The sequence below is a fragment of the Prevotella sp. E9-3 genome, from assembly GCF_022024015.1.
Classification (GTDB): domain Bacteria; phylum Bacteroidota; class Bacteroidia; order Bacteroidales; family Bacteroidaceae; genus Prevotella.
Window position 1 is genome coordinate 1,015,870 of the sequence record NZ_CP091786.1, and the last position, 24,213, is coordinate 1,040,082.

Consider the following 24,213-nt stretch of genomic DNA (forward strand, 5'->3'; position numbering starts at 1 on the left):
TTTAAATATTAGCGATTGACATGATATTGGCAAATACTCCGGCGGCGGTGACGGAAGCTCCCGCTCCATAGCCTTGGATGAGCATGGGATACTCCTTGTAGCGTTCGGTGGTGAGCAATACTATGTTGTTGGAACCTTCCAAACCGTAGAATGGGTGATGCTGACCAACAGCTTCCAGCGATACGGAGGTCTTTCCGCCTTCCATCTTGGCAACAAAACGCCAGCGCTTGTCTTCCGCCTCAAGTACCTTGCGGCGAGTTTCGAAGTCGGCATCAAGTGTAGGCAGATTCTTCCAGAAATCGTCAATCGGACCTTCAAAGAATGAATCGGGCATGAAAAGGTTCTTCTCTACATCGCTTTGCTCAACTTTGTAACCAGCCTCGCGAGTGAGAATGACCAGTTTGCGAATCACATCCTTTCCGCAGAGGTCAATGCGTGGGTCGGGCTCTGAATAGCCCTTTTCCTTAGCGAGACGAACCGTTTCTGAGAATGGAACATCGGCTGATATTGTATTGAAGATAAAGTTGAGCGTGCCACTGAGTACTGCTTCAATGCGAAGAATCTTGTCGCCAGAGTTTAGCAGGTCGTTGATGGTGCCAATAATCGGCAGACCAGCACCCACGTTGGTTTCGAAGAGAAATTTAATGCCACGCTGAAGGGCTGTCTGTTTCAGTTTGTGATAGTCGGCATAAGGACCGCTGGCAGCAATTTTGTTGGCAGTAACTACAGAGATGTTGTGGTCGAGGAAGTCCTGATAGAGGGCTGCCACATCTGCAGAAGCGGTACAGTCAACAAATACTGAGTTGAATATATTCATGCCGATGATTTCTTCCTTTAGTCGCTGGATATTGCTGGCACTGGCATTGGCCATCTGCTCCTTGTAAGTGCGTAGGTCTATGCCGTCGCGATTGAATATGGCTTTTTTGCTGGAGGCGATGCCCACCACTTTCAGTTTCAGTTGGCGGTTCTCCTTCAACATCTTATATTGCGAGTTAATCTGTTCAATAAGGTTGCCCCCTACAGTACCGATACCGCAGATGAAAAGGTTCAGTACCTTGTATTCAGACAGGAAGAACGAGTCGTGAAGCACGTTGAGCGACTTACGCAGGTATTTGGCATCTACCACAAATGAAATGTTTGTCTCGGAAGCACCCTGTGCACAGGCGATAACCGAGATTCCACTACGTCCCAGTGTGCCAAACAGTTTACCGGCGATGCCAGGTGTATGCTTCATGTTTTCGCCTACGATGGCGATGGTTGCCAACCCACTTTCAGCATGCATGGGGAACATGGCACCAGTGACAATCTCTTTCGAGAACTCCTGATTCAGCACTTCGACAGCGCGTTCGGCATCTTCATCGCGTACACCGATAGAAGTTGAGTTCTCTGACGAGGCCTGAGAAACCATGAATACAGAGATTCCATTTTCAGCAAGGGTAGAGAAAATACGGCGGTTTACACCAATCACACCAACCATAGAAAGACCTGTTACCGTGATGAGTGTGGTTCCCTTGATGGAGGATATACCTTTAATCATGCGGTGGTCGTTTTCTATCTTCTGCTTGATGAGCGTGCCCGGATGTTCGGGATTGAAAGTGTTCTTTACGCGGATTGGAATATTCTTAACGCAGACAGGATAGATGGTAGGCGGATAAACAACCTTTGCACCAAAGTTGCAAAGCTCCATTGCTTCTACGTATGAGAGTTCGTTGATGGTGTAGGCCGTTTTGATGACACGTGGGTCGGCAGTCATGAATCCATCTACATCGGTCCATATCTCTAATACTGAAGCATTCAGCGCAGCAGCTATGATAGCAGCGGTATAGTCTGAACCTCCACGACCCAGATTGGTTGTCTCGCCAGTGTCATGGTCGCGGCTGATAAAACCTGGAACAACGGGGATAGTAGTACCTGCTTTTGAATCGGTGCAAATCGATTTGAAGGCTTCGCGTACCAAATGATTCGTCAGTTCGGCATCAAGCACATGCTTACCTTGTTTGCGAACGGTCTTTATGAAGTCACGGCTGTTATAACGCTGGCCGTTATTGATAAGGACACCAACGATATGCGAACTGAGTCGCTCGCCATAACTTACGATGGTGGCCTGAGTCTTCGGACTCAGATCATGGATAAGAAATACACCATAATATATTGAACGCAGCTGTTCGAACAAATCATCGAGTGTAGTCAGTAGCGTAGTTCGTTTGTTGCTATCGGTGATAATAGCCTCTACCATCGAATGGTGGCGTTGCTTCATGGACTCAAATTCATCTTTCCATGTTTCATCACCTTTAAGAGCTAACTGGGAGGTGGCAATAAGTTTGTCGGTGATGCCTCCCAACGCACTCACAACAACAATCACTTGTTCTTTCTCGGCCTCTACAATTCTCTTGAGGCTCAGAATGCTTTCTACGGAACCTACGGACGTTCCGCCGAATTTCATTACTTTCATTTTAATATATAGTTTTGTTGTTTAATAACCCCTTAACGGACGGGGCGACAGTTTTACAAAGCGCAAAATTACGAAATTATGTCGAATTATAGCAAACGAATTACAATTTATTTCGTATCTTTGCCTCAAAATTACTGTTTATAATGAAAATCCTATTTCTTGTATATCATGGTTTCAGTGAGGTAAGTGGTATTTCGAAGAAAATACACTATCAGGTTAAAGGACTTCGCGAGAACGGTCATGAGGTGCACCTTTGCTCGTATGGATTTGCTGAAAATGGTCATCGTTGCAGATATATCGATGATCAAGTATTGGCTGATTACGGAACGGGATTTATGGCAGGAATACGACAGCGCACAGAATACAACCGTTTGTTTGAATACTGTTTGCTGAACGAAATAGAGTTTGTCTATGCCCGTTGCTTTCAAAATGCAAATCCCTGGTTGATTCGTTTCTTCCGTAGGCTTCATGAAGCAGGCATCAAGGCGGTGACTGAAATCCCTACCTATCCATACGACGAGGAATTCAAAAATTTCGAGTGGAAAATTCAATTGGGACTGAAGATTGACCAACTGTTTCGGCGCAGACTATATAAATATATGGATGCTCTTGTCACCTTCAGCGATGCAGAAACCATCTTTGGTCAGCGAACTATCCGTATAAGTAATGGAGTAGATTTTGATAGTATCCCGCTTCATCAGCCATCTGCCATCTGCCATCAGCCATCTGAACTTCATCTTATTGGTGTTGCCGAAGTGCATCGTTGGCATGGCTTTGACCGTGTGGTATCAGGAATCGGCGAATATAAAGGAACACGCGATGTCTATTTCCATATTGTTGGAGGTGTTCATCCTAATACAATGAAGACCGTCTTTGAACCTCTTTTGGATCGTTATCAGGTTCGGAATAATATCATCTTCCACGGACAACTTTTCGGTGATGAACTGACCAAGGTGTTCAATCAATGCCAGTTTGCAATAGGTTCGTTGGGCCGTCATCGTAGTGGTATCACCGTTATCAAAACCTTGAAGAACCGTGAATATGCAACTCGTGGCATTCCTTTTGTTTACAGTGAGCAAGATTCAGATTTTGATTATCAGCCCTATGTACTGAAGGCTCCTGCCGATGAATCACCATTGGATATTCAGCGTATTGTTGACTTTATGGAACATTTCTCTATGAAGCCAGAGGAAATCCGTAAGACCGTAGAGCATCTTACTTGGAAAATTCAGATGGGACGGGTAATCGACGAGTGTAGAACAAGAAGTGTGGAATGAGGAATGAAGAGCTTATGAAGATTGTTTATGTAACTCCGGCTCTATATATGGCAGGTGGCGTAGAGCGTGTACTTACGCTAAAGGCTAACTATTTTGCTGAGCATTTTGGTTATGATATCACGATAGTTCTGACTGAAGGCAAGGGAAAAACGTTGTTCTATCCATTATCACCAAAGGTGAAGGTGGTTAATCTGGATATTAATTTTGAAGAACTCTGGACTTGCTCGTTTGCAAAGAAAGTGTTTGTTTATTTGCGGAAACAGCGTGTTTTTAGGAAACAACTGACTGCTGAACTCATGCGCCTGCGACCTGATATCACTATTAGTTTGTTGAGGCGAGAAATAAACTTCTTGTCTAATATTAAAGACGGTAGCAAGAAAATAGGTGAGTTGCATGTGAATCGTGCCAACTATCGTAACTTTGAGAAAGGAGATGCTAATTTCGTAAAGAATCTTTTTGCAAAGTTCTGGATGAGAAACTTGGTCACTAAGTTGAAACACTTGGATCGCTTTGTTGTATTAACAGAAGAGGATCGACAGGCTTGGCAGGAGTTGCCCAATGTGTGTGTGATTCCTGATCCGTTATCGTTCGTTCCCCAAAAAGTGAGTCAGTTGACTGAGAAAAGAGTGATAGCCGTTGGTAGATATGCCTATCAGAAAGGGTTCGATTTATTGTTAAAGGCATGGTCGTTAGTAGAACATCGATATCCCGATTGGCAACTTGCTATTTATGGTGATGGTGACCGTACACCATACGAACAACAACTGAAAGAGTTGAATGTTGATGCAGCCCGATGCCACTTGAATGGGAAAACAAAGGATATAGAGACTGAGTATCAGAATAGTTCCTTGTTTGTGTTCAGTTCTCGTTTTGAGGGTTTTGGTATGGTACTTGTCGAAGCAATGGCATGTGGATTGCCGGTGGTCTCCTTTGCCTGCCCATGTGGCCCAAAGGATATTGTTAGCGATGGACATGACGGACTGCTTGTTGAAAATGGAAATGTTGCCGCTTTAGCTGAAGCACTATCAAAAATGATGGCCGACGAGAAACTGCGAAATTCATTCTCTGAGCAGGCATTAAAAAATGTCCAGCGGTTCAGGATGGAACAAATTGCTGAACGCTGGAAAAATCTTTTTGAGGGAGTCCTCGATGAATAAAGACTATAGCTTTTTGGTAATCATGTATCTCCTTAAACTTTTTATAATAGGAATTTTCTTATAGGATATTTGATAATAGAGATAGAATGCTTCAAGATAGTGAATCGGCAGATAACGGTACATGAAAGTGGTTAGTTTCTGGAAGAAACCATGCTTGAAATTCAAATCGGGAGCCTCTTTCTTCAAAATTTGGAGTATCTGTATGCGCTCTGACGTCTTTTCAATGGCATACACCGTATGGAACATCATGGTGCAGAAAGAATGATACACATCTTCCTCTACCTTATATCGAGCTTCTGTTGACAATGATGGCATTTTAGACAGGTTCCATGTACTCCCGATAGCAATACTGTAGCTTCTGGACTTCTTTACAGAAAAAACTGTTGTCGCAGCTCCAGGCCTGTCCACTCGATAAATGTATATGGGCCAAGGCGTTACAATGCTTCTTTTTGCTTTCAGATGGCATTCATGAGTGAAAGGAACGTCCTGATAGTTGATGCCAGGAATAAATCGGATTTGATTCTCTAAAATGAAATCTCTCCTGTACAAGGTCCTCCAAACATAGCATTGGTAAGCATTCAAATCCTCCAAGAAAAGTTGTTCGCCAATTTTCTCTTTGAACGTAAATTCCTGCCGTTCAGTAACTTTGAAAGAATCAATGTTTTTGTCGTTGACAGGGAAGAAACCTGCTACAGCCAAATCGACCTCCAATTCAAGGGCTTTCTCCAATACAGGAGGAAGAGAATTCTCAATGAGTAAATCGTCAGAATCTGGCATGAACAGGTACTTACCTTTCGCAGCATCAATACCTGTGTTTCGAGCTACTGAAAGACTGAGATTCTCAGGATGGTTGATGACCGTGATGTTGGTATGTTGCTGAATGATGTCGGCAATCATTGCCATACTTCGGTCTTTTGTGCAGTCATTCACGATGATGACCTCGAAGCGCGACTCATCCAGTCCTTGTCTGAAAATACTCTCAACACAAGGACGTATGTACCGTTCTACCTGATATACTGGAATGATAATACTAAGGTCCAGCATATTCCTTATATTTCAAACGAAGACTTCTCTGGCAATTTCTGGTTAAAGAAGTCTAGTATATGACGGGTTACTATATCGAAGTCTTCTTCCGAACAGAAAGAAGTGTCATTTAGGCATACAGACACTATGTGCGGATTAAACAAAGCGTCCTTAATGGTGCTGATGTCATCCTTACTGGAAATGTGTATGGTGGCAAATCTCTTCTTATGAGGATAGAACTTGTTTCGTGCCAATTGCCAGTATCTGAACAAGTAGGGATTGGCAATCACCTCTTCTCTGAATCGTGAGCAACTGGCCTCCAGAAATTCCGGAACCTTTTCCCATACTTCTTCAAAAGTTGATTTCAAATAGGTCTGTTCAGTGTGATAGTTGGAGAAACCTACAAAAAGATGCTGTTTCATAAGTATTCCACTCATGATAAGTCCTTTCAGTCCCAAATGAGGGCCAAACCATCGCCAAGGTGATTGACATACGGTGTGCCAACGATTGAAATGGGCATTGACGATGCCTATATCTGCAAGCAAGGACATAAAGGTGTTGAAACGTTCCTTTTTCGTATAAATAGGAACATTAAAACAGGTCTCTTTGTTGGAGTCGCATGGAAGTCCTTTCCTGAAAAAATAGTCTGGAGATACAGGAGCATTTAAGAGAATATCATCGTTGAAATAAACGAAATGCTCAGAAAGTCCTTTAATCCGATGCATGTGCAATTCTATAGCACATGAATTGAAGGTAGGAAGACATTCTTTTGGCATGTAGTCTTCGTGCTTGACAAGAACAAGTCTTGGATTGTCCCTGTTTATCCAATCGGGAAATTTGCCGTTGGTTATCAGATAAACTTTATTGACCCATGGAGCATATTTCTCTACTGCTCTGAACCAATAATTGAAGAAATTCATGTCTCTGAAACGGGCCTTAGATTTGTCTCCTTTGGCATTTTGCCTGTAGGATTCAAACAACTTTTGCCACTCAGGGTCGGACGAGTCTAGCCAAGTTACAACGAAATCTATTTTTTCCATGTCTTATATTAGGTTGACAAACAGTATGATATTTATATCAATATCGATTGTCAACAACAGTAGTTTTTTTAGTGTTGCATGCAAAAATATGAAGAAAAGTTGATTCCTGCAAATATTTTTCTGTATATTTGCAGAGTTATGGCAAGTTGGTACGATAAATATCTGACTATTTATGGGAAACCTTTCAGTGAGGTTCCTCTGTCAATTGTTGGCGACATACGTGAGCGATTGTCTCGCTTGCAGAATTCGGAACCTTTGGTTTCTGTCGTTGTTATAGCTTATAACGAGGAGCAGCGCTTGGCTTCATGCCTGTGGTCGCTTAGTGAGTTGGAAACAAAATATCCGATTGAGATATTAGGTGTGAACAATAATTCGAAGGATCGCACAGAAGAAGTGTATCAGTCGTTGGGAGTCCCGTATTTTAATGAAGAACGTCAAAGTCCTGGTTATGCCCGTCAGTGCGGATTGGAGCATGCTCGTGGAAAATATCACTTCTTTATTGATGCTGATACTTTCTATCCATCATGTTATGTGGACAAGATGATGTCAAAATTGCTAAAGCCGGGAGTTTCCTGCGTTGGTACTTTTTGGAGCTTTTATCCTGATGAGAATCATTCGGCTTTCAGCCTGTTCTGCTTTGAACTGATTCGTGATACTTTCCTCTGGGTACAGCATTTTAAACGTCCCGAATTAAATATCCGTGGCATGACTTTTGCCTTCAATGCCGATTATGCTCGCCAGTGTACTATACGTACGGATATTCGTAGGGGCGAAGATGGATCTTTGGCTCTGTCGTTAAAGAAATTTGGTAGAATAGCATTTCTCTATCATCGCAAAGCACGCCCTGTTACTGGTTATGGTACCATTGGTAACCAGTCAATGTGGCGCAGTTTCGTAGATCACGTAAAAGTGCAGATGAAGGGTATTGGTCGCATATTCCACCAAACAGACCATTATGAAGATTCAGGGGATAATCTGATGAAGAAGAAATAATACCATCTATATTTTTCTGTCTATAAAAAGGTACAAGATATTTCATAAAGCCTTCCTCTACTTCACGGTTAGGGAAACCAAGAAGATAGGTGTTAAACTCCTGGTCATAGTCTTTAATGGTCAGATATCCACTCTGATAGAGTAATGGCAACGGATTCTCGTCCATTATCTCGATGCTGTTCAGCGTGTCGGCAGTTACTTCCTCACGGGTTATCATCTCCAAAGGATAGTTTGTTCTCTTCTTTCTCGGAAATGCCACAGATATTGGTATAGCGATGGTCTAATGATAGGTCTATGAGATTGTTCAAGTCACTGAACACGCTAACCTTGCCAAACTTCGTGACACCCGTCAAGAATGCAAACTTGATGTAACGATCAGAGGACTTCAAGGCACCATAGAAGGCTTTCAACGTGGATCGATACTCTGATCAATTGGATTTTTTATAGACACATACAGAAGAGAATTACGTCAAATAGGCGGAAGGTTTTTCGTCAAACGGGTGAATGAATTTACGTCAAATGGGCGAATAATTCTTCGTCAAATGGCTGAATTTAAATTATTCTTTGTAACTTTGCACCCAGTAAAAGCCATAAATATGGAAACGACGTATAAGAAGAGAATAGCAGATGGCCTGCTACAGCGTAAGCTAGCAGGCAAAGGGGCAGTACTCATTGAAGGGGCAAAGTGGTGCGGAAAGACTACCACGGCAGAACAGATTGCCCAAAGTGTGAAGTATATGACGGAAACGGGCATGGTGGAGCAGAACGTAGAATTGGCAAGGTTGAATTCCAAACTGATTCTGAAGGGTGATATTCCTAGGCTTATAGACGAATGGCAGGTTGCCCCCCAATTATGGGACAGCATTCGATTTGAATCTGATCATGGGCCGCTGGGGCAGTTTGTCTTGACGGGTTCGTCAGTTCCGGCTGATATGAGCCATGTGATACACTCAGGAACAGGACGTATCGGATGGTTAAAGATGCGTCCGATGAGTCTATGGGAATCACAGGAGTCAACGGGTGAAGTGTCTCTTGCTGAGTTGTTCAATGCACCGGTTCAGATTGGAGGTATCAACGAAATGGATATTGAGAAGATAGCTTTCCTTACCTGTCGTGGCGGATGGCCTCTTGCCGTTGACATGGAACCAGAGATTGCACTGGATCAGGCCTTTGACTATGTGGAATCAGTTGAAAAACGTGATATACAGAAAGTCGATGGCGTTGACCGTGATCCAGTGAGGGTACATCGGCTCTTACGTTCATTGGCAAGAAATCAAGGTAGCCAAGCATCTTTTGGTACCATTAAGGCAGACCTGATGGCAAATGAAGCTGACACCTTATCGGAAGATACTATTGCTTCGTATTGCAAGGCACTAAAACAAATCTTTGTTGTGGAGGATAGCGAGGCGTGGAATCCTAATTTGAGGAGTAAGTCTGCTATAAGAACGAGTGATACAAGATATTTTACTGATCCGTCTATCGCTACTGCAGCACTGGGCGTAGGCCCGAATGATTTGATAAATGATTTGAATACATTTGGACTACTGTTTGAAACGATGGCAGTGCGTGACCTTCGGGTGTATGCAGAGGCTTTGAACGGGAAGGTGTACCATTTCCGGGATAGAAATGGATTGGAGTGTGATGCGGTGGTACATCTGAGAGACGGACGATACGGTTTGGTTGAGGTTAAACTTGGCGGTGATAAACTGATAAAAGAGGGAGTAGACGCATTGAATTTGTTGACGGAAAAGATAGACCCCGAAAAGATGAAAATGCCTTCTTTTAAAATGATTCTGATTGGAGTTGGAACGTACGCTTATCGTCGCGAGGATGGCATTTATGTGGTTCCTATAGGATGTCTAAAGGACTAATAAGAACTTATATGATTATGGCTCGATACCAGTTTGAAAGTATCGAGCCATAATTTTGTTCAGTGATGCTGATTGATTTTCACAATTTCTTGTTTTCTGCAAATGAATAATACTGTATTACTTCTAGCCAATACCTTCTTTTTTGACAAATTATTTGACAGCTAGCACAATTATTTGTAACTTATGCAATGCATAAAATATTATGCGTAAAGTCCGATATTGCCGATTTGTACATAATATATGATGCATATCTTGTGTTCAATTCGATAAAGTTGTTGACCCGTGATTTTGTTACAAGATCTCTCGCCACTGTTCTGCGATTATAGAGAGGTTGAAGTGGTTGGTTATGGTGAAAGCCTCTTCTGACTTCTTTTTCCAGTTAAGTTGGGTGGCTTCGAGTAGCTTCTCAGCCGCATCTTCCACAAAACAGACCATTATGAAGATTCAGAGGATAATCTGGTGAAGCGACAATGAAGTCTCTACTGCTTCAGCCAGAATACCAAACAGGATTTCCATCCTATATATTTCAGATAGCCTGATTTAATAGCTCGCCAGAATACGGCGGGCTTTTCTTTTAATGGTATCAGATGGGCTGTATAGAACACCTTACTTAAAGTGTAGTATGCATATTTTCTGATGAGAGGGGAATCCTGAAAACGGAACAGTTCGTCAATAACAGTGAGATAGCAGTTGACGTTTCGCTGAGAATAGCTAATACCCATTGTTGAAGAACGGCGCACCCGATGCTTTACAAGACTCTGTTGCAGGCAATAGATATTGTCGCTCTGCAGAGTGAGTGAAACAGTGAATAGTTCATCTTCATGAATGATACCATTGAAGAATTTGAGATTGATGCCGTCCAAAAAAACCTTCCGAATGAATAGCAGCCACACTACACAATTATGCTTCTGTTTGTCAAGCATCAGATTAAGCAGCTCATCCCCTCTGTAGGCTATGTTTTCGTTTACTAAATATGTGCGATGATAGTTCCATGCAAGTGGGGCGGCTTCTTTCTCCTGCATTATTTCGCCGTCAAAGAATATGAAGTCGGCTTTTGTTTTTTCAGCATATTCGTAACAACGTTGTAAAGCATCACTATCTATGGTGTCGTCAGAATCCATAAAGTAGATATAATCTCCCTTGGCGTGTTGCAAAGCGTTGTTTCTTGCAGCCGACTGTCCTTGGTTTGTCTGGTTATAATATCTGACTCTTTGATCTTGCGAGGCATATTTCTTCAAAATATTTTCGCTGTCATCCGTAGAACCATCGTTGACGGCAATAATCTCTATGTCGTTGAGCGTTTGATTGCACAACGAGTCCAAGGCTTCTTCCAGATAAGGCCCAACGTTATATACAGGGAGTATGACGCTTACTTTCATTTCGATAATGATTCTAAAACCCCGAAGAATTCACTGGCATAACGCTCCTTGTTGTAGTGGAAGGCGTTCTTCTCAGCAGCTAAAGCCATGTCGGCCCTCAGTTGTGACGACTGGTATAACAGCATGATGGCATCGGCCAGTTTCTTCTCGTAGTCATGGTCGGTAGCAACTATCACGGCATTGTCGTCGTTGACGAGCTCGGGAATACCACCCTGTTTGCTTGCGATGGTGGGAAGTCCCATGGCTTGTGCCTCGATAAGGGTAAGGCCAAAAGGCTCTGCCCATATTGAAGGGATTACAGCAGCATCGGCCAATTGGAGATAGTCGGGTATATTGCCGTAAGGAATAAAACCTGTGAATATCAATCGATCTTTGATGGGTAGTGATTTTTCCTTCAGTGTGCGAACAAAACTGTTTTCATTGGTAGCATCTGCGAAGAAAGTTCCGCCAAGAATCATAAGTTTTATTTGAGGCTGATCCTTCAATAAAAGTATTGCATCAATGAGCTGAGAGATGCCTTTCTCTGGATTGAGACGACCACTGTATGCCAGAACAAAATCGGAGTCGGAAAGCCCAAGTTCGCTTCTTGTTACCGAAAGCGTGCTTTTCCTCTTGAACTTGTTCAGGTCTATTCCATTATACACTGTCGTTACTATTGGGGAGAAACTTGAGCAGGGAATGGTTGCGACCCTTTGTTTAATATAGTCTGATACCGTAATGACTTTTTTCAGATTCTTGAGTATCTCCTCTGCGTGAGGAGTCTGACTATTTAATAAATCATTGTGCAGGTGAAGTACAAGATTGGTAAATCCTCGTTTGGATAGTTTGCATACATAGCCTGGACGATTCTCCAACAGTATATAGTCGTAATGCTCTTTCTTGATGCGTTTAAAGGCTTCCTCGAAATAATATTCTATGAAGTAATTGTAATACTCATTTGAATATAGCCTACTATGAAGTTTACGCTTTAGTTTGGCGAACCAATTCGTTGTGTCAATATAAGAATAGTGATTGACCGTTGACTGTTGGGCAGGATGATGCTTAACTTTTGGGTGCCAAATACTGAACACGGTGATGTCGTGCAGCTGATGACAGTTATTATACTCCAGATAGTAGTCAATCAGATTCTCGACCGCTCCGCCTTGTACGGCAGGGACAGGCAGAATGCCCGATGTAAGGATTGCTATCTTCATAAGCGAAGCATTAGATCAGTTTTGACAGATTAGTTTTGACAGATGATTATAAATAACAGGTTTGCGAGCCACAAAATATTTCATGCCTCGTGTGCAGATAAACAGGGTGAGGAAATAGGCCAGCATCAAAGGAATGAATACTGCTGCACCTATGATAACAAGCATAATGAAAGAATCTGCATATACATCGATGATTTGCTGTTTGATTATTACAGCAAAAACAGTAAAGATGCCAAAGATAAAATAGAGTGGCAGCATGCCGCGCCAGAATATCCATACCCTTTTTTTGAAACCTTGTGAGAATAGGAAGTAGGGCTTCCAGAATACATTGATGATGAACAGACTGCTCATCTTGCCAATGAGTATGCCGATGATGCCGAAATGTGGGGCAAGGAGAAGGGTGATACCAAGCGTAATAAAGAATGAAGTCCATGTGGCCCAAACATCTTGATAAAGTCCTGCTCCGCCAATGAATATGAGTACAGCAGCATCCTGCAAATAGAAGAACAGGTGGAGGATGATGAGATAGACAATGAGCATACTTAACTGATACTCCACACCCAGCCAATAGGTGATGAACGACTGAATACCAATGATTAACGAGAAAATAACACCACCCAAAATAAAGAAACGTACGGTAGCCAGTTCCCAGAATACTTTCATAATGTTCTTCTCATTGCCTTCAGCAATCAGATTTCCAACACCTGCACGCAAACCATCGGAGAGAATGTTTACCAGAAAGATGAGCTTGTAGATAAGCATCATATAATTGCTGTAATAGGCAACTTGGGTTACGGATACAAAAGAACCGATGAAGATAGCATCACAGCGATTCAGCACGAAATCATTAATGCGTTGTACAAATATCTGGCGCGTCTTTTTCAGTACTTCCGGATAGCGTTTGAGGTTTGCCTTACCTGCTTTCATGTCTATTTTTAACCAGGGGTATTCTTTATCGATACGGCGATTGAACAGAATACAGCCGATGATGGTATAGACAAAGCCGACAACAACCCAAAGATAGAGATTCTTGAAATAGTAGGCTAAGACAATCTGCGTAAGGCTCTGAAGCAGACCAATAGTTTGAAAATAACTATGGACAACATATTGTTTCTGGTTGGCAGAAAGAAGAAGTTGACGGTAGTTGAAAAGATAACCCACCAACGATTGTCCAAGAAATGCATAGAAAGCAAAATAGACAAGGAATAGACCCGTACTCAGATTGTTAAACCACCATGGAAAGAATAGACTGACAAGCAGGCCTGCACCTCCAATAAGGAAACCAATGCAGCGGTAGAGAAAGGCCAGCATGGACACTATCTCGTTAATCTTGTCATGATCGTTTTCCTGTAAAGGTTTGTATAAGAAGAAAACGATGCTGGTACCGATACCCAGTTCGGCAACACTGAGGAATCTCATAATGTTGCCCAGCATATCGGTCAGTCCGATGAACTCAGCACCCAGACAGTCAAGGAATATCTTTCGAGAAAAGAATGCCAAGAATAGGGAGAGAATGTAAAATAACATTCCCACCTTGATATTCATAACACTTCTATGTACTCGCTCACTCATTCGTTATTTGTTTTGGAATGTGAAGTATGAATAAAACTTGTGTCCTTATGGTTTATTTGAAAGACATTGGCTGCCATTCTCCAAACCAATTTCGGGAAAGAAATCAGTTTGCCCCAAAGTGATTTGTTTCGTAGCTTTGAAGGAATGGCGATGCTTATTGATAGAATGAGACTGGCTAATAATGCCCACCATTTAATACTCCATATAGGGGATATGAATAGGATGAGCAGGCTGATAAAGGGAATGATAACCAATAGGAGACTACGTGGAATAAGGGCTTGTTGGATGGTTTTGTCAATATAATTGACGTTGCCATGAATGATGGCTTGGGGTAGGTGGGGCAGCATGCTGATGAGTGACTGCACCTGACCGGTCATCCAACGAAGGCGTTGGCGTTGGAAATTGTCTCCTGAACAGACTTTCTCATCCATCACATAGATGTCTTCTGCATAATGGATATAGATGTTTTCAATTAATAACAACGATTCCAGTTCACGGTCTTCAACTGCGGTTTGAAGTTGGTCAACATGCTGGGCAAACCATTCATATTCAAAACACATGCCTGAACCGATGAGTGCCGATGATAGTCCAATGTTGTTATGAGCCTTGCGGAATAGCGTGTTGTTGATTTCCTCGCTCAGGCCGTCAAGAGCAGCAATGTCGTTGTCGGCATTTTTGGCTGTTCGATGACATTGAATGGCACGATAGCCTTGTTGACAAAGAAGATTGAGACGACTCAGAAAATCGGGTTCCACAACATTGTCAGCATCGAGAATAACGATGCGCCATTCTTGGTCTTTAGCCCCCAATTGCTGGATGGTATATTGTAAGGCTTTGCCTTTAGAACTTTTCTTGAAAACAGGTTGGAGTAGGGTAAGAGGTTGCTCTTTAAGCCAATTGTTGGTTTCCTCGCTCATGTGGTCAGAGACTACCACCAGTTGGAATAGTTCTTTGGGATAGTCTTGCTGTAGGAAAGTGGCTACTGAGTGACGGATAACGGTATCTTCGTTGTAGGCAGGATAGACAACGAGAAAATGGTAGGGACTTGTCTCTGAATGTTGCTGCTGAGCGGCTTTATGTCGCTTTAGTAATGAGGCAAGGGAGAAAAGAACTACATAGAATGTGGAACATGCTATGAGTAGCCAAAGAACGATGTCTATGATATGTATCACCTGCCAGATCATGACTACTTGGTATGAATAAAGTTCCTCCTAATCGCTTTCCTTGCCGAAAGGATACGACTGCTCATCTCTTTAATGCCAATCCATACGATATTAGCCAGTCCCCATAGAATGACAATAGGCGCACGTAGGAAATCGCGGTCCCAATTCTTGTCAACCAAGTGGTCGGGTGTGGCTACAGAGAATGCAAACATTATGACGGCCGCTGCTATCCACCATTTGATGGCTAATGAGAAGTAGATGAATGGGAGAGTAATACTCATCACCATAATAACTCCCATAAGGATGGTGCGAGGCACAAGAATCCATTGTAGAAGTTTGTCTATAAGGTCATAGCGACGGTTCAGAATTGCTGACGGCAAATAGGGTAAGTTGTTCAGCAATATATGTAATTGGGTGGCTGCCCAACGGCCGCGCTGACGGTTGAATGCTGCCATGTTACGCGTTTTCTCGTCATAGACATAAATGTTTGAGAAAAACTCGATAAAGATACCGTCACGCAATAACATTGCTTCCAGCTCTTTGTCCTCACCGCTGGTCTTTACTTTCATGATAGCTGATTTGAACCATTCAAAATCATATATCATACCCGAGCCGTTCAGTGCAGAAGAGAATCCCAGCACATTGTGGCCCAAACGGAAAATTGAATTGTCGATTTCTTCAAAAATAGAGTCAAGACGTGACATGGAGGTGTCGCGGTTGCGTGTTAAACGGTGCATCTGGATGGCCTTTGTACCTGCCGATTCGTATGCATCGTTGGCCTGTTCCAGGAATTCCGGCTCAACAAGGTTGTCAGCATCAAGAATCAAAACGGCATCGTAAATCTTGAATTTTGGCAGGTTCAGAATGGCATATTGAAGTGATTTCGCTTTCGAACTCTCTATAAAATCTGGTGTGAGCAAGGTGATCGGAAGTTGGGCCAATCGCATGTTGGTCATTTCAGACTGATGGTCGGAGACTACCACAATATCGAACAATCGCTGAGGGTAGGTCTGTCCAAGGATGGAATTGACCGACTGCATAATAACATCGTCTCTGCGGTAAGAGGGGATGATGATGATAAAGCGGTTCTGGCGTTTGGCTCTGTTTATCTCGTCATGCTTATAGAAAAGGGATGCAATGGCGAATATGAAAAGGTAAAGCACCGTAAGCGCTGCAACGGTAAAAAGTAATCCGTCGATGATATATAGAATCCACCACAAATTCATTCCAATCATTGTCTTTTGTTTGTATTGAAATGCAAATATACTCTTTTTTTTAGAACGCGCAAAGGAAAGACTCAAAAAACAAACATCTGTGCACGTTTATGACCTCTTTAGCTGTGATTGAACTGCGAAGGTTGATGAAAAGTCAATCCATTGGTCATTAATGAAACAACTTTTCCAGTGAGATTTGATAAAGGCTGAAATAAATTATAGCTATAATTACTTGAATTTTAGCTATAATCTTCAAAATTATAGCTAAAATTTATCTCGAAGGTGGTGCCATTATGATGTGATGGCGCATCCGTTAGTACGGAACAGAATAAGTATTCGTTTGTAATACTTCTGGAAGACATTCAAAGAGGCGCTCATAGCCTTTTCGGTTCAGGTGCATACCGTCACTCCTGTAGTAAAGCTCTTGATCGCTTGTATAATTGCCGTTCCATAGCTTGAATGGGATGACTTTTATTTTTCCTCTATATTTGTGGCTTGAGGTTAGTTCGTATAACTCATCACGGTAGATGTTCTTGCAGTCAATAGGCAAGCCATTGATAAGCATGGATAGCTGGCGAATGATTTTCCTGGATGTCTTTTGGTGTTCGTAAGCCTTGTATATATCATAATCCGGAATATCGATAATGATGGGGCTGATGTCGTTGTAAAGGAGAAAATTGCTGATGTGCTCAATGCTTTTGGAATAATATGTAGGAGACATTTTCTTGTATGTATCGTTTATTCCGGCTGAAAGAATACAGTAGTCGTGGCCGATTGACAGAAAGTCCTTGAGGGAATCGTTCTCGAATATATTTTCATAAATCTCACTACTGGTTAGTCCGCAAATACCAAATGACATCAGTCTGACCGGGTGGTTAAGACTTTGAGAAAGATACTGGCTTGTGGCAGCATCGTATTCCCGATGCATGAATGCCCAGCTGTCTCCGATAAATGCTATACGAAGTGTGTCACTTTGAGACTTCTTGATATGGTATGGAAATCTTTCTTGTGCACACGTATAGTAATCGTATAATGCTGCAGCTATAACGATGACGGCAAGGGTTGATATGCCTGTTAGAGCGATACGGATACGCTTGTTCATCGATTACCAGATAGAAGATTGTTGAATTTCGGAAAGAATAGGCGCGTGGCCCTAAATAGAGCGTAACAGATAATGGTCGTTAATATTACACATGCAAAGTATAAAGCGATGTGTGTAAAGGCTGAAGCCTGGGGAAGTAGGCCGATGCAGGCTTTTCTGAGAAAGAGAACAATGGGGTAGTGTGAGCAGTAAATAAAAAAGGTGGCTTGTGAAAGTTTTGAGAATGTGTGCCCGTGATTGCTGAAATAGTCACCAAGATAGAGAAGAACAGGAATATTGGTGATAATTGCAAGACGGTGTATCTGCAGATTGGCAGATGTGGACCATAGGGTATGGGTCAGGATATCAGCCATGCCCAGTAGGATAGATATAGTAAAGAATAGTGATGGGTAGCTGCACACTATTCTCAAGGGATTCTTGTCGTGTATGGGAAAGTATGCTCCAAGGCTGAAAAAGAAAATGGTCTGTTCTATAAACGCATTGTGGTAGGTTGAAATCCACCATGCAAAAGTCACCACCAGAAACAGTTCACGAAGATATTTAATGGCATAGTAGAAAATAGGGGCTGAGAGTGTTACAAGAAACAGATTCCTGATGTACCATAATGGGCATAATATAGGGGTGAAGTTGCCATTGTCGTACGTTCCGCGATCCCAAAACAGACGGAGGTAGTCTATGATTCCATAGTCTGCTATGCTCTTTCCGCAGATGTCTTGAGGATAGCCCAAAAGAAGAAATGATATGTAAAGTAGAATCAAGAGGCTGTTCCAAAGAATGTAAGGTACAAGAAGTGAAGAAATTCGGGTCTTGACCTTTTGAACATAATCCTTGCGACTGGCGAAAAACAGGAAACCTGAAATAAAGAAAAATGCTGGAACTGCAGTCTCACCAATCCATAAAGAAAAAGGATAAAGGAACTTAAAATAGGCTGAAGAAGCTACACCATCTAGACGCACTACTGAATAGCAATGAAGCATGATGATTGCGATGATCAGAGGAAGACGTAGCCATGAGATGGTGTTGGATAGGCGAATTTTGAAGTTGTCTTGAATCATTTTTCCCTTTTTGGATTTTATAGTTTGCGATACCCTTGCCGGTTGGTATAGAAGTCGTAAATACCTCTGCGGATAGATTTAAGTTGCGCAAAATCGCCTTTGATGATATTCTTCAAAATATCTCGTGGCGCCACCATTAATGTCATGTACAGATAGCTGATAAAATGGAGACGGCGTGGTATGTTACGCTGAATGAACAACAGGCGGTTGCGCGTGAGATAGTAGGTCTTTAGTGGACTGTTCTGCCCCGTAGAACGGCTCTCCTTGTGATAGATGGTTAATGATGGGTCATACCATATCACATAACCGGCATTCTTAAACATCATCGACCAGTCAAGTTCCTCGTAGTAAAGGAAATAACATTCTGGCATGAGGCCGGCTGAATCGACTGCTTCACGCTTGGCTATCATGGCAGCACCGTGTGCGTAAGGAGTAGGGTGGGCGGTGTTGTATTGTCCCCGCTCGGCTTCACCATAGCCGATAGAGGCATTACGGAGCGTGATAGGTGATAATGGAGTGTAACCGGCAAACTGTATGGGGGAGTCGTCCCAAGAAAAACGGATTTTCGGACAAACCATGCCAATCGTTTTTGATGATTCGAGCGTTCGGATCAAAGATGATATACCATTGTTTATTTCTGTGGCATCACCCCTGAATTCGGTGTCGTTATTCAGGAAAAAGAGATATTTGCCTGTTGCAGCCTTAATGCCAAGATTATTTCCCCCCGCAAAACCAAGATTCTCATCGCTTCGAATCGCTTTTACAAAAGGATAACGAATTTGAATCTTCGATGCTTCATCTTTCTTTGAGCCATTGTCCACAACAATAATTTCTGCCTCAATATGGTTTGAGACAACCGAGTCAATAAGGCTACAGGTGTCTTCGTAGCCATTGTAATTGACTGTGATGATAGATATGTTATGCTCTTGATTCAAGTTTCTTGGCTAGTTTCTTTTCTTGTTTCTCTTTTTCTTTATTTAATCGCTCTAATTCGAATTTTTCCCATTCCGGTTCTATATAGGGTAGTGTATAGACAACGGCAAGTGCGCCAAAGAATAATAAGCCATTGGGGTACTGCATCAACACCTGGTTGCCGATACCGCCAAGTTGCATGGCAGCAAAGGCACTGCAAACCCCTGCTCCTATACCCATTAATGCCCTGTTCTTTATCTCAAAAAATACAACTCGACAAGCCCCCAAGAACATGATAACCATGGAGATAGCGAATATTGAAACACCGATGGCGCCAGTGCGTATCCATATAAATACGTATTCTGAGTCGGGGGGCATTGTAGATAATTTGCGGAATTTATTGTTGGCAGGGACATTTTCCATACCAGTTCCAATGCCAATACCCCATGGCGCATCGGCCAGGTATTTTTTCATGACTGCCTGGTTGATATCTCGCGTTGCAGTAGAAGCGTCCTCAGAATTAAACGCTGATCGCATTCGTCGTATCTGCTGGTTGCCATTGCCAATATTGGTAAAAATGAGTATTACTGCAAATAATGAGAATATCGCGATAGAGGGGATTGCAATTTTGAATGATTTTGAGAGAACAATGAATACCATGAAACCCATGCCCAAACAAATAATTGCTGTACGGGTACCAGATTGAAACATTCCCCAGATGACAGCAAGGCTTGTGAGAATGAAAAATATTTTGTCTTTCTTGATGCGTGAGGTAATACCAACAACCATAAAAAGTACTGCGGTAGCTGCGGCATTACAGCCATAATTGGCCGCATCGGAGAAAGTTGAAAAATATCGAGTCAGTGTTCCACCCTGAATGATGTGTGTTCTACCTGCTGTCTGCAACCATACATTCTCCGCTTGGGTAAATCCAAAAATCTTCTGCTTAAATGTCCAATAGGCAGAGAATAGTGCAAGGAAAGCCCATATCTTTAGGAGAGTGTGGATTTTTTGTGGGGAGTTAATATAGATGGTATATACAAGTAGTGTCCAGATGAACTGAATACATAGTAATCGAAAACCTGCAAACCAGGCTGCTACGTCATAGCCTAATCCACACGTGTCATTGAATAATTCAACAAATCCCAAACTGCACCATAAAAGAATGGCTAAAAGCATAGGATTGATAGCCTTGCTGAATTTCTTTTCACCTGGTGCCATTATCACTGCCATGATGAGAAGCATAACTTCGATGCCTTCATTGTACAATGACATGGGTATGCCATTCGGTAGGTAGTGATGGCGGCCGGCAAAGTGTAGAAAATAGTTTACGATGAACAGTATCCAAAATAATGAAGACTGTTTTCTGAAAGCGAAAATAATCGTTATGACGACTAATGGCAGCATGCATACTGCTGCAAATGCTGGGAAGCCTGCGCTGACAAATAGATAAAGGGCAAAAGCAAAAAGGAGTAAGAGTAAAAATACTCTTCCTCCGTTTAAGTCTTTTGTTATACTTGCGCTTCTCTTCATCGGAGACGATTCATGTTTCGTATGAAATGTTTCCTATGTAAGTAATCACTATTTCGCATGACTGTTCTCAACAGCAGTCAGACCAAGTTGAGACATGCGGTAAACAAAATTGTTGAATCCTGTGTAAGGTGGTAACTGACCTACGAACTCCTCAACGGCATAACGGTTTGCCTCGGTCAGATACATAAAGAGGGAATCTTTATCTGTCAAACGTGACTGAAGTTCTTTCAATGCCTTTTGGTCAACATCCTTCCATGTGCGGTTGGCACGAGTCACCATGAGATTGATAGTTCCCATGTTCAGCAAGGCTGAGGAAATAGAATTATCGTCCAGATTTGGATACTCAACAATAGCAATCTCGTTTGGTTGAATATCAGGACAGAGGTCCTTGATGTCTTTAGCAAGGATATATCTGCTGTCTTCTGCCAAGAAGTCTTCGTCATAGGTGAGACGACGAACCTGCAGACCGATGGATACCCAGTAACTTTCAAGTTCTTGGGCCAAATAGCTCTTACCGTTGGCAGCATCTGTAGAAAGCAAGTTGAGCACATTCTGTTGGCCTTCTTTGAAATAGGGTAGGAGGGCTTTGCTCAACTGGCGTAATGCCATATCGCTGATGGTCTTGTTGAAACGGCGATAACGCAGCGTACTTTCTTTTGGGAAGCAACCCATGACAGGTATCTGAGTGATTCGCTCTGAACGCATGCGATCGCGCAAGGTGCGGTCGAGTAATTCGATAATCAGGAAATAAAGAATGACGAAGAAAAATGTCAATGCAAATGCGCCCAAAAGGTACATGATGCGGTTGGCCGACTGTGCCTGCAAGGGGAATGTGGGAGGATTAAGCACGTTGAGCGAAGCTGTCGTCATTTGGAGGTTGCGCTGACGCAAACGGGCTGCGTTCAAGGCACGAAGCATCTCAATGTAGTTGCCCTCAACGAAACCGATATGTCGCTGTTTGCGCTCAATGGTAGCACCAATGGGCGAGAACTTGCTATATTGGTTGGCCAAATAGTCTTCCATGATATCCTGAGCCTGCAACTCAGCAAGTGTCTCTTCTCTTAGAAGAATCTGTTCCAGCCATTTATCTATAAGTGATGAGGCTTTTACACCTGTATCAGTACCGTAGTTGTTGGCTTCGATGGTTCTGGTAAGCTCCTTTACCTGTTTTGTACATTCGCGCAACTGGGCTTCTGCTTTAGCAAGTTCTATCTGAGCCTCTGAATCTGAGCCTCCGTTTTCGCTACTCATCAAGCGGAGGTTAGAAATACGCGACTGCAGGCGAGAAATCTCACGTACCAGCGAGGTGAAGTCTTTGTTCGATTTGATAATCTCTTGGCGGTTTCCAAGTTGACGCTCCAAATATCGAATCAATGCTTCGGTGGTTTTCAGCTTCATGCGCAACTCGTTCAGCGTAATTTGATGCTGGCCCTCTAGATTCGTAAGCTGTTTTGTTTGCTCAGCATAGTTGATGATGTCGTGCTTAATATTGTAACGAATCAGTTCTGCTTCAGCATTGGTCAACTGCTTGTAAAGACGAGCAACGGCGCGTTCGAAGAATTTGATAACGTTGTGAGTCTCGCCATAACGCAAGTTCTGATATTGGCGCGAGAACACATCGTTCAGAATATCGACAGTGTTATAGCAAATACCAGGATCGTTGCAGGAATAGGAGATGTTGATAATATCGGTGTTCGGCATCTGCATGGGCTTCAAGCGAGAAGTGATACTGTTGATACCGAAATAATAGTCGCTGTTTAGCATACCGAAGAGATAGTTGTCCTTCGATGCTTTCTCATGGGCTTTCAGATTGGCATAAGTTGCATCCTCGCTGTTGTGGTTGATGAGTGCTTTGATGTCGGCAGGAACACGCGCATCCAATACACGGAAATGCTCAGCATTGATGTAGTTGTTGTCTTTGTTGGCATTGCCATACATCATGCATCGCGCAAAGAGACGAAGGGCTACCTCATGAATCGTATTGTCAGTAGTGATAATCGTGAGCAGGTTTTGCATGTTGACTTGAGCATTACCACCAGCAATACCTGAACCGCCCTCAATGTTGTAACCGGTCATCATACCAGTATAAATAGTCGTGTCAGTATCGTAGATACGCTCTAAATCACGTGTTGCGAAATAGGCCACAACTAAAGAAATGAGCGGCAGTATCACTAAATACCACCTTATTTTATATAGGAATCTGACAAAATATCTAAAAATGTCCATGATGTCTAAGTGTTGCGTTATTTATTCATAGCCTTTTCTTTTTCGGCTTTCTCTTTTTCAGCTTTTTCTTTCAAGGCCCTCTCTCTTTCAGCCTTTTCTTTCTCCGCCTTTTCTTTTTCGATCTTCTTCTGCTCTTCTTTCTTTAACTCTTCAATCTGGCGTTCCTCTGCATCAAACTTTTCTTGCATGCGTTTTTCAGCAGCTTTGTTTTCCTTCTGAATTTGTTTCTCTGACTTATAGATACCACTTTCGAGTGTTATCTCAGTAGTAGTATTAGTCAGAATAGGAGTATGACTGAGAATTTCAAGCGTCACGATATCTGTTGTAATACTGGTAAGAAGTGACTGATAGTTGTTTACAGCGCTTTGTCCCTGCAAACTACTATAAGCATACTCACCAATTTGCATGTTGCCTTGGTGGAAGTCTTCTTCTTCCAATTGGTTGGCACCTTGATAGATAGCAGCACTGATACCTGCAGTTTTCAAGGCATTAAGGTTGTTGGTGATGCGAATATAGAGGGTCGCAATCTGAAGTTTTAAATCATCATAGGCAGCATCTTTTGCATATTGCGCATCTTCAACCTTCAGTCGCATACGTTTTACAGAATGTCCTAAATCCAAAAGGTCTTCTAATGGAACACTTACGTTTACACCAACGTTCCAATAGCTCTGTTCTGAGCCTTGGAACTGATAGATCATAGTGTTGTAAGTTGAAGAGTTGTTTCCCCACATGTCTGTTTTACCATAACTGTAGCTGGCATGCCCGTTGATATAAGAGAATATGTGTTTCTTCTGCTTTATCACATCTGCTTGGGCAATTTCCTGTTTCTTCGCCATCTGGAGAATATTTGGGTTTGACTTGGCATTTTCGAAAAGCACACCTAACGGGGGCAGGTGGAAGTCTGAAAAGTTAATGTCGTTCTCAAAGCTGGAGTCAAAGAAACCTGCACTGATACCGCTGTCGTCCAATTGGCCCTGAGCCATGGAACGAGTAGAGATGATCAGTGCAAACAGCACAAATGAAAAGATTCGGGATAGTCTCATTTCTATAT

The 24,213-nt window shown here is 42.5% G+C and carries 18 protein-coding genes and 1 pseudogene; 4 read left to right on the top strand and 15 right to left on the bottom strand.

All coding sequences use genetic code 11. The features are described 5' to 3' along the window. Position 1: 1 nt before the first annotated feature. A complete protein-coding gene (gene thrA / locus L6475_RS03650; protein WP_237822593.1) occupies positions 2-2,452 on the bottom strand; it encodes a bifunctional aspartate kinase/homoserine dehydrogenase I in 2,451 nt (816 codons plus the stop codon). Positions 2,453-2,595: 143 nt separating this feature from the next. Between thrA and L6475_RS03655 the strand changes: the two genes are divergently transcribed. Both L6475_RS03655 and L6475_RS03660 read left to right on the top strand, forming a co-directional pair. Next, the gene (locus L6475_RS03655) at positions 2,596-3,729 is read left to right on the top strand and encodes a glycosyltransferase family 1 protein (RefSeq protein WP_237822596.1); all 1,134 of its coding nucleotides are present in this window, start codon (positions 2,596-2,598) and stop codon (positions 3,727-3,729) included. 14 nt (positions 3,730-3,743) lie between these two features. Then, positions 3,744-4,886 (top strand): glycosyltransferase family 4 protein, encoded by a 1,143-nt coding sequence (locus L6475_RS03660; protein ID WP_237822598.1) that lies wholly within the window; start codon positions 3,744-3,746, stop codon positions 4,884-4,886. 3 nt (positions 4,887-4,889) lie between these two features. On the opposite strand, the gene L6475_RS03665 is transcribed toward L6475_RS03660, so the two are convergent. Further along, a complete protein-coding gene (locus L6475_RS03665) occupies positions 4,890-5,930 on the bottom strand; it encodes a glycosyltransferase (protein ID WP_237822600.1) in 1,041 nt (346 codons plus the stop codon). A 5-nt stretch (positions 5,931-5,935) separates the two neighbouring features. Then, positions 5,936-6,949 (bottom strand): stealth family protein, encoded by a 1,014-nt coding sequence (locus tag L6475_RS03670; RefSeq protein ID WP_237822602.1) that lies wholly within the window; start codon positions 6,947-6,949, stop codon positions 5,936-5,938. Positions 6,950-7,087: 138 nt separating this feature from the next. Here L6475_RS03670 and L6475_RS03675 point away from each other — a divergent pair, with 138 nt between their 5' ends. Next, positions 7,088-7,942 carry a glycosyltransferase family A protein gene (locus tag L6475_RS03675; RefSeq protein ID WP_237822604.1) on the top strand — a complete coding sequence of 285 codons (855 nt, stop codon included), beginning with the start codon at positions 7,088-7,090 and terminating at the stop codon, positions 7,940-7,942. A 22-nt stretch (positions 7,943-7,964) separates the two neighbouring features. Here L6475_RS03675 and L6475_RS03680 read toward each other — a convergent pair. Further along, positions 7,965-8,370: pseudogene (locus L6475_RS03680) on the bottom strand (AAA family ATPase); the annotation flags it as partial. Between the two features lie 168 nt (positions 8,371-8,538). Here L6475_RS03680 and L6475_RS03685 point away from each other — a divergent pair. Beyond that, a complete protein-coding gene (locus L6475_RS03685) occupies positions 8,539-9,813 on the top strand; it encodes an ATP-binding protein (protein ID WP_237822606.1) in 1,275 nt (424 codons plus the stop codon). A 479-nt stretch (positions 9,814-10,292) separates the two neighbouring features. Here the strand turns inward: L6475_RS03685 and L6475_RS03690 are convergent, their stop codons facing one another. The 11 genes from L6475_RS03690 to L6475_RS03740 form a co-directional block, all read right to left on the bottom strand. Next, positions 10,293-11,192, bottom strand: coding sequence for a glycosyltransferase family 2 protein (locus tag L6475_RS03690; RefSeq protein ID WP_237822608.1), 900 nt, complete (start codon positions 11,190-11,192; stop codon positions 10,293-10,295). Then, positions 11,189-12,385, bottom strand: coding sequence for a glycosyltransferase family 4 protein (locus L6475_RS03695; RefSeq protein WP_237822610.1), 1,197 nt, complete (start codon positions 12,383-12,385; stop codon positions 11,189-11,191). The genes L6475_RS03690 and L6475_RS03695 overlap by 4 nt, the downstream gene beginning before the upstream one ends. 15 nt (positions 12,386-12,400) lie before the next feature. Continuing rightward, entirely contained in the window at positions 12,401-13,912 is a 1,512-nt protein-coding gene (locus L6475_RS03700; protein WP_237822613.1) for a lipopolysaccharide biosynthesis protein, read from the bottom strand. 41 nt (positions 13,913-13,953) lie between these two features. Further along, positions 13,954-15,141 carry a glycosyltransferase family 2 protein gene (locus L6475_RS03705; protein WP_237822615.1) on the bottom strand — a complete coding sequence of 396 codons (1,188 nt, stop codon included), beginning with the start codon at positions 15,139-15,141 and terminating at the stop codon, positions 13,954-13,956. Between the two features lie 2 nt (positions 15,142-15,143). After that, on the bottom strand, positions 15,144-16,355 hold the full coding sequence (locus L6475_RS03710; protein WP_237822617.1) for a glycosyltransferase family 2 protein: 1,212 nt from the start codon (positions 16,353-16,355) through the stop codon (positions 15,144-15,146). A gap of 292 nt (positions 16,356-16,647) precedes the next feature. After that, positions 16,648-17,436: an SGNH/GDSL hydrolase family protein gene (locus L6475_RS03715; RefSeq protein ID WP_237822620.1), complete on the bottom strand. Its 789-nt coding sequence runs from the start codon at positions 17,434-17,436 to the stop codon at positions 16,648-16,650. Next, positions 17,433-18,491: an acyltransferase family protein gene (locus L6475_RS03720; RefSeq protein ID WP_237822622.1), complete on the bottom strand. Its 1,059-nt coding sequence runs from the start codon at positions 18,489-18,491 to the stop codon at positions 17,433-17,435. Before L6475_RS03720 ends, L6475_RS03715 begins: the two co-directional genes overlap by 4 nt. A gap of 17 nt (positions 18,492-18,508) precedes the next feature. Continuing rightward, positions 18,509-19,426, bottom strand: coding sequence for a glycosyltransferase family 2 protein (locus L6475_RS03725; RefSeq protein WP_237822624.1), 918 nt, complete (start codon positions 19,424-19,426; stop codon positions 18,509-18,511). Next, positions 19,410-20,936, bottom strand: coding sequence for an O-antigen ligase family protein (locus L6475_RS03730; protein WP_237822626.1), 1,527 nt, complete (start codon positions 20,934-20,936; stop codon positions 19,410-19,412). Before L6475_RS03730 ends, L6475_RS03725 begins: the two co-directional genes overlap by 17 nt. A gap of 48 nt (positions 20,937-20,984) precedes the next feature. Next, positions 20,985-23,162, bottom strand: coding sequence for a hypothetical protein (locus L6475_RS03735; RefSeq protein ID WP_237822628.1), 2,178 nt, complete (start codon positions 23,160-23,162; stop codon positions 20,985-20,987). 17 nt (positions 23,163-23,179) lie between these two features. Then, the gene (locus L6475_RS03740) at positions 23,180-24,205 is read right to left on the bottom strand and encodes a TolC family protein (protein ID WP_237822630.1); all 1,026 of its coding nucleotides are present in this window, start codon (positions 24,203-24,205) and stop codon (positions 23,180-23,182) included. Positions 24,206-24,213: the final 8 nt, after the last annotated feature.

What these genes read in the sequence shown, in the direction of transcription:
- L6475_RS03705 (WP_237822615.1), bottom strand. Translation starts at nt 15,141, where the DNA reads ATGATCTGGCAGGTGATACATATCATAGACATCGTTCTTTGGCTACTC.
- L6475_RS03710 (WP_237822617.1), bottom strand. Translation starts at nt 16,355, where the DNA reads ATGATTGGAATGAATTTGTGGTGGATTCTATATATCATCGACGGATTA.
- L6475_RS03740 (WP_237822630.1), bottom strand. Translation starts at nt 24,205, where the DNA reads ATGAGACTATCCCGAATCTTTTCATTTGTGCTGTTTGCACTGATCATC.
- L6475_RS03655 (WP_237822596.1), top strand. Translation starts at nt 2,596, where the DNA reads ATGAAAATCCTATTTCTTGTATATCATGGTTTCAGTGAGGTAAGTGGT.
- L6475_RS03675 (WP_237822604.1), top strand. Translation starts at nt 7,088, where the DNA reads ATGGCAAGTTGGTACGATAAATATCTGACTATTTATGGGAAACCTTTC.
- L6475_RS03735 (WP_237822628.1), bottom strand. Translation starts at nt 23,162, where the DNA reads ATGGACATTTTTAGATATTTTGTCAGATTCCTATATAAAATAAGGTGG.
- L6475_RS03715 (WP_237822620.1), bottom strand. Translation starts at nt 17,436, where the DNA reads ATGAACAAGCGTATCCGTATCGCTCTAACAGGCATATCAACCCTTGCC.
- L6475_RS03690 (WP_237822608.1), bottom strand. Translation starts at nt 11,192, where the DNA reads ATGAAAGTAAGCGTCATACTCCCTGTATATAACGTTGGGCCTTATCTG.
- L6475_RS03685 (WP_237822606.1), top strand. Translation starts at nt 8,539, where the DNA reads ATGGAAACGACGTATAAGAAGAGAATAGCAGATGGCCTGCTACAGCGT.
- L6475_RS03720 (WP_237822622.1), bottom strand. Translation starts at nt 18,491, where the DNA reads ATGATTCAAGACAACTTCAAAATTCGCCTATCCAACACCATCTCATGG.
- L6475_RS03670 (WP_237822602.1), bottom strand. Translation starts at nt 6,949, where the DNA reads ATGGAAAAAATAGATTTCGTTGTAACTTGGCTAGACTCGTCCGACCCT.
- L6475_RS03665 (WP_237822600.1), bottom strand. Translation starts at nt 5,930, where the DNA reads ATGCTGGACCTTAGTATTATCATTCCAGTATATCAGGTAGAACGGTAC.
- L6475_RS03695 (WP_237822610.1), bottom strand. Translation starts at nt 12,385, where the DNA reads ATGAAGATAGCAATCCTTACATCGGGCATTCTGCCTGTCCCTGCCGTA.
- L6475_RS03700 (WP_237822613.1), bottom strand. Translation starts at nt 13,912, where the DNA reads ATGTTATTTTACATTCTCTCCCTATTCTTGGCATTCTTTTCTCGAAAG.
- L6475_RS03730 (WP_237822626.1), bottom strand. Translation starts at nt 20,936, where the DNA reads ATGAAGAGAAGCGCAAGTATAACAAAAGACTTAAACGGAGGAAGAGTA.
- thrA (WP_237822593.1), bottom strand. Translation starts at nt 2,452, where the DNA reads ATGAAAGTAATGAAATTCGGCGGAACGTCCGTAGGTTCCGTAGAAAGC.
- L6475_RS03660 (WP_237822598.1), top strand. Translation starts at nt 3,744, where the DNA reads ATGAAGATTGTTTATGTAACTCCGGCTCTATATATGGCAGGTGGCGTA.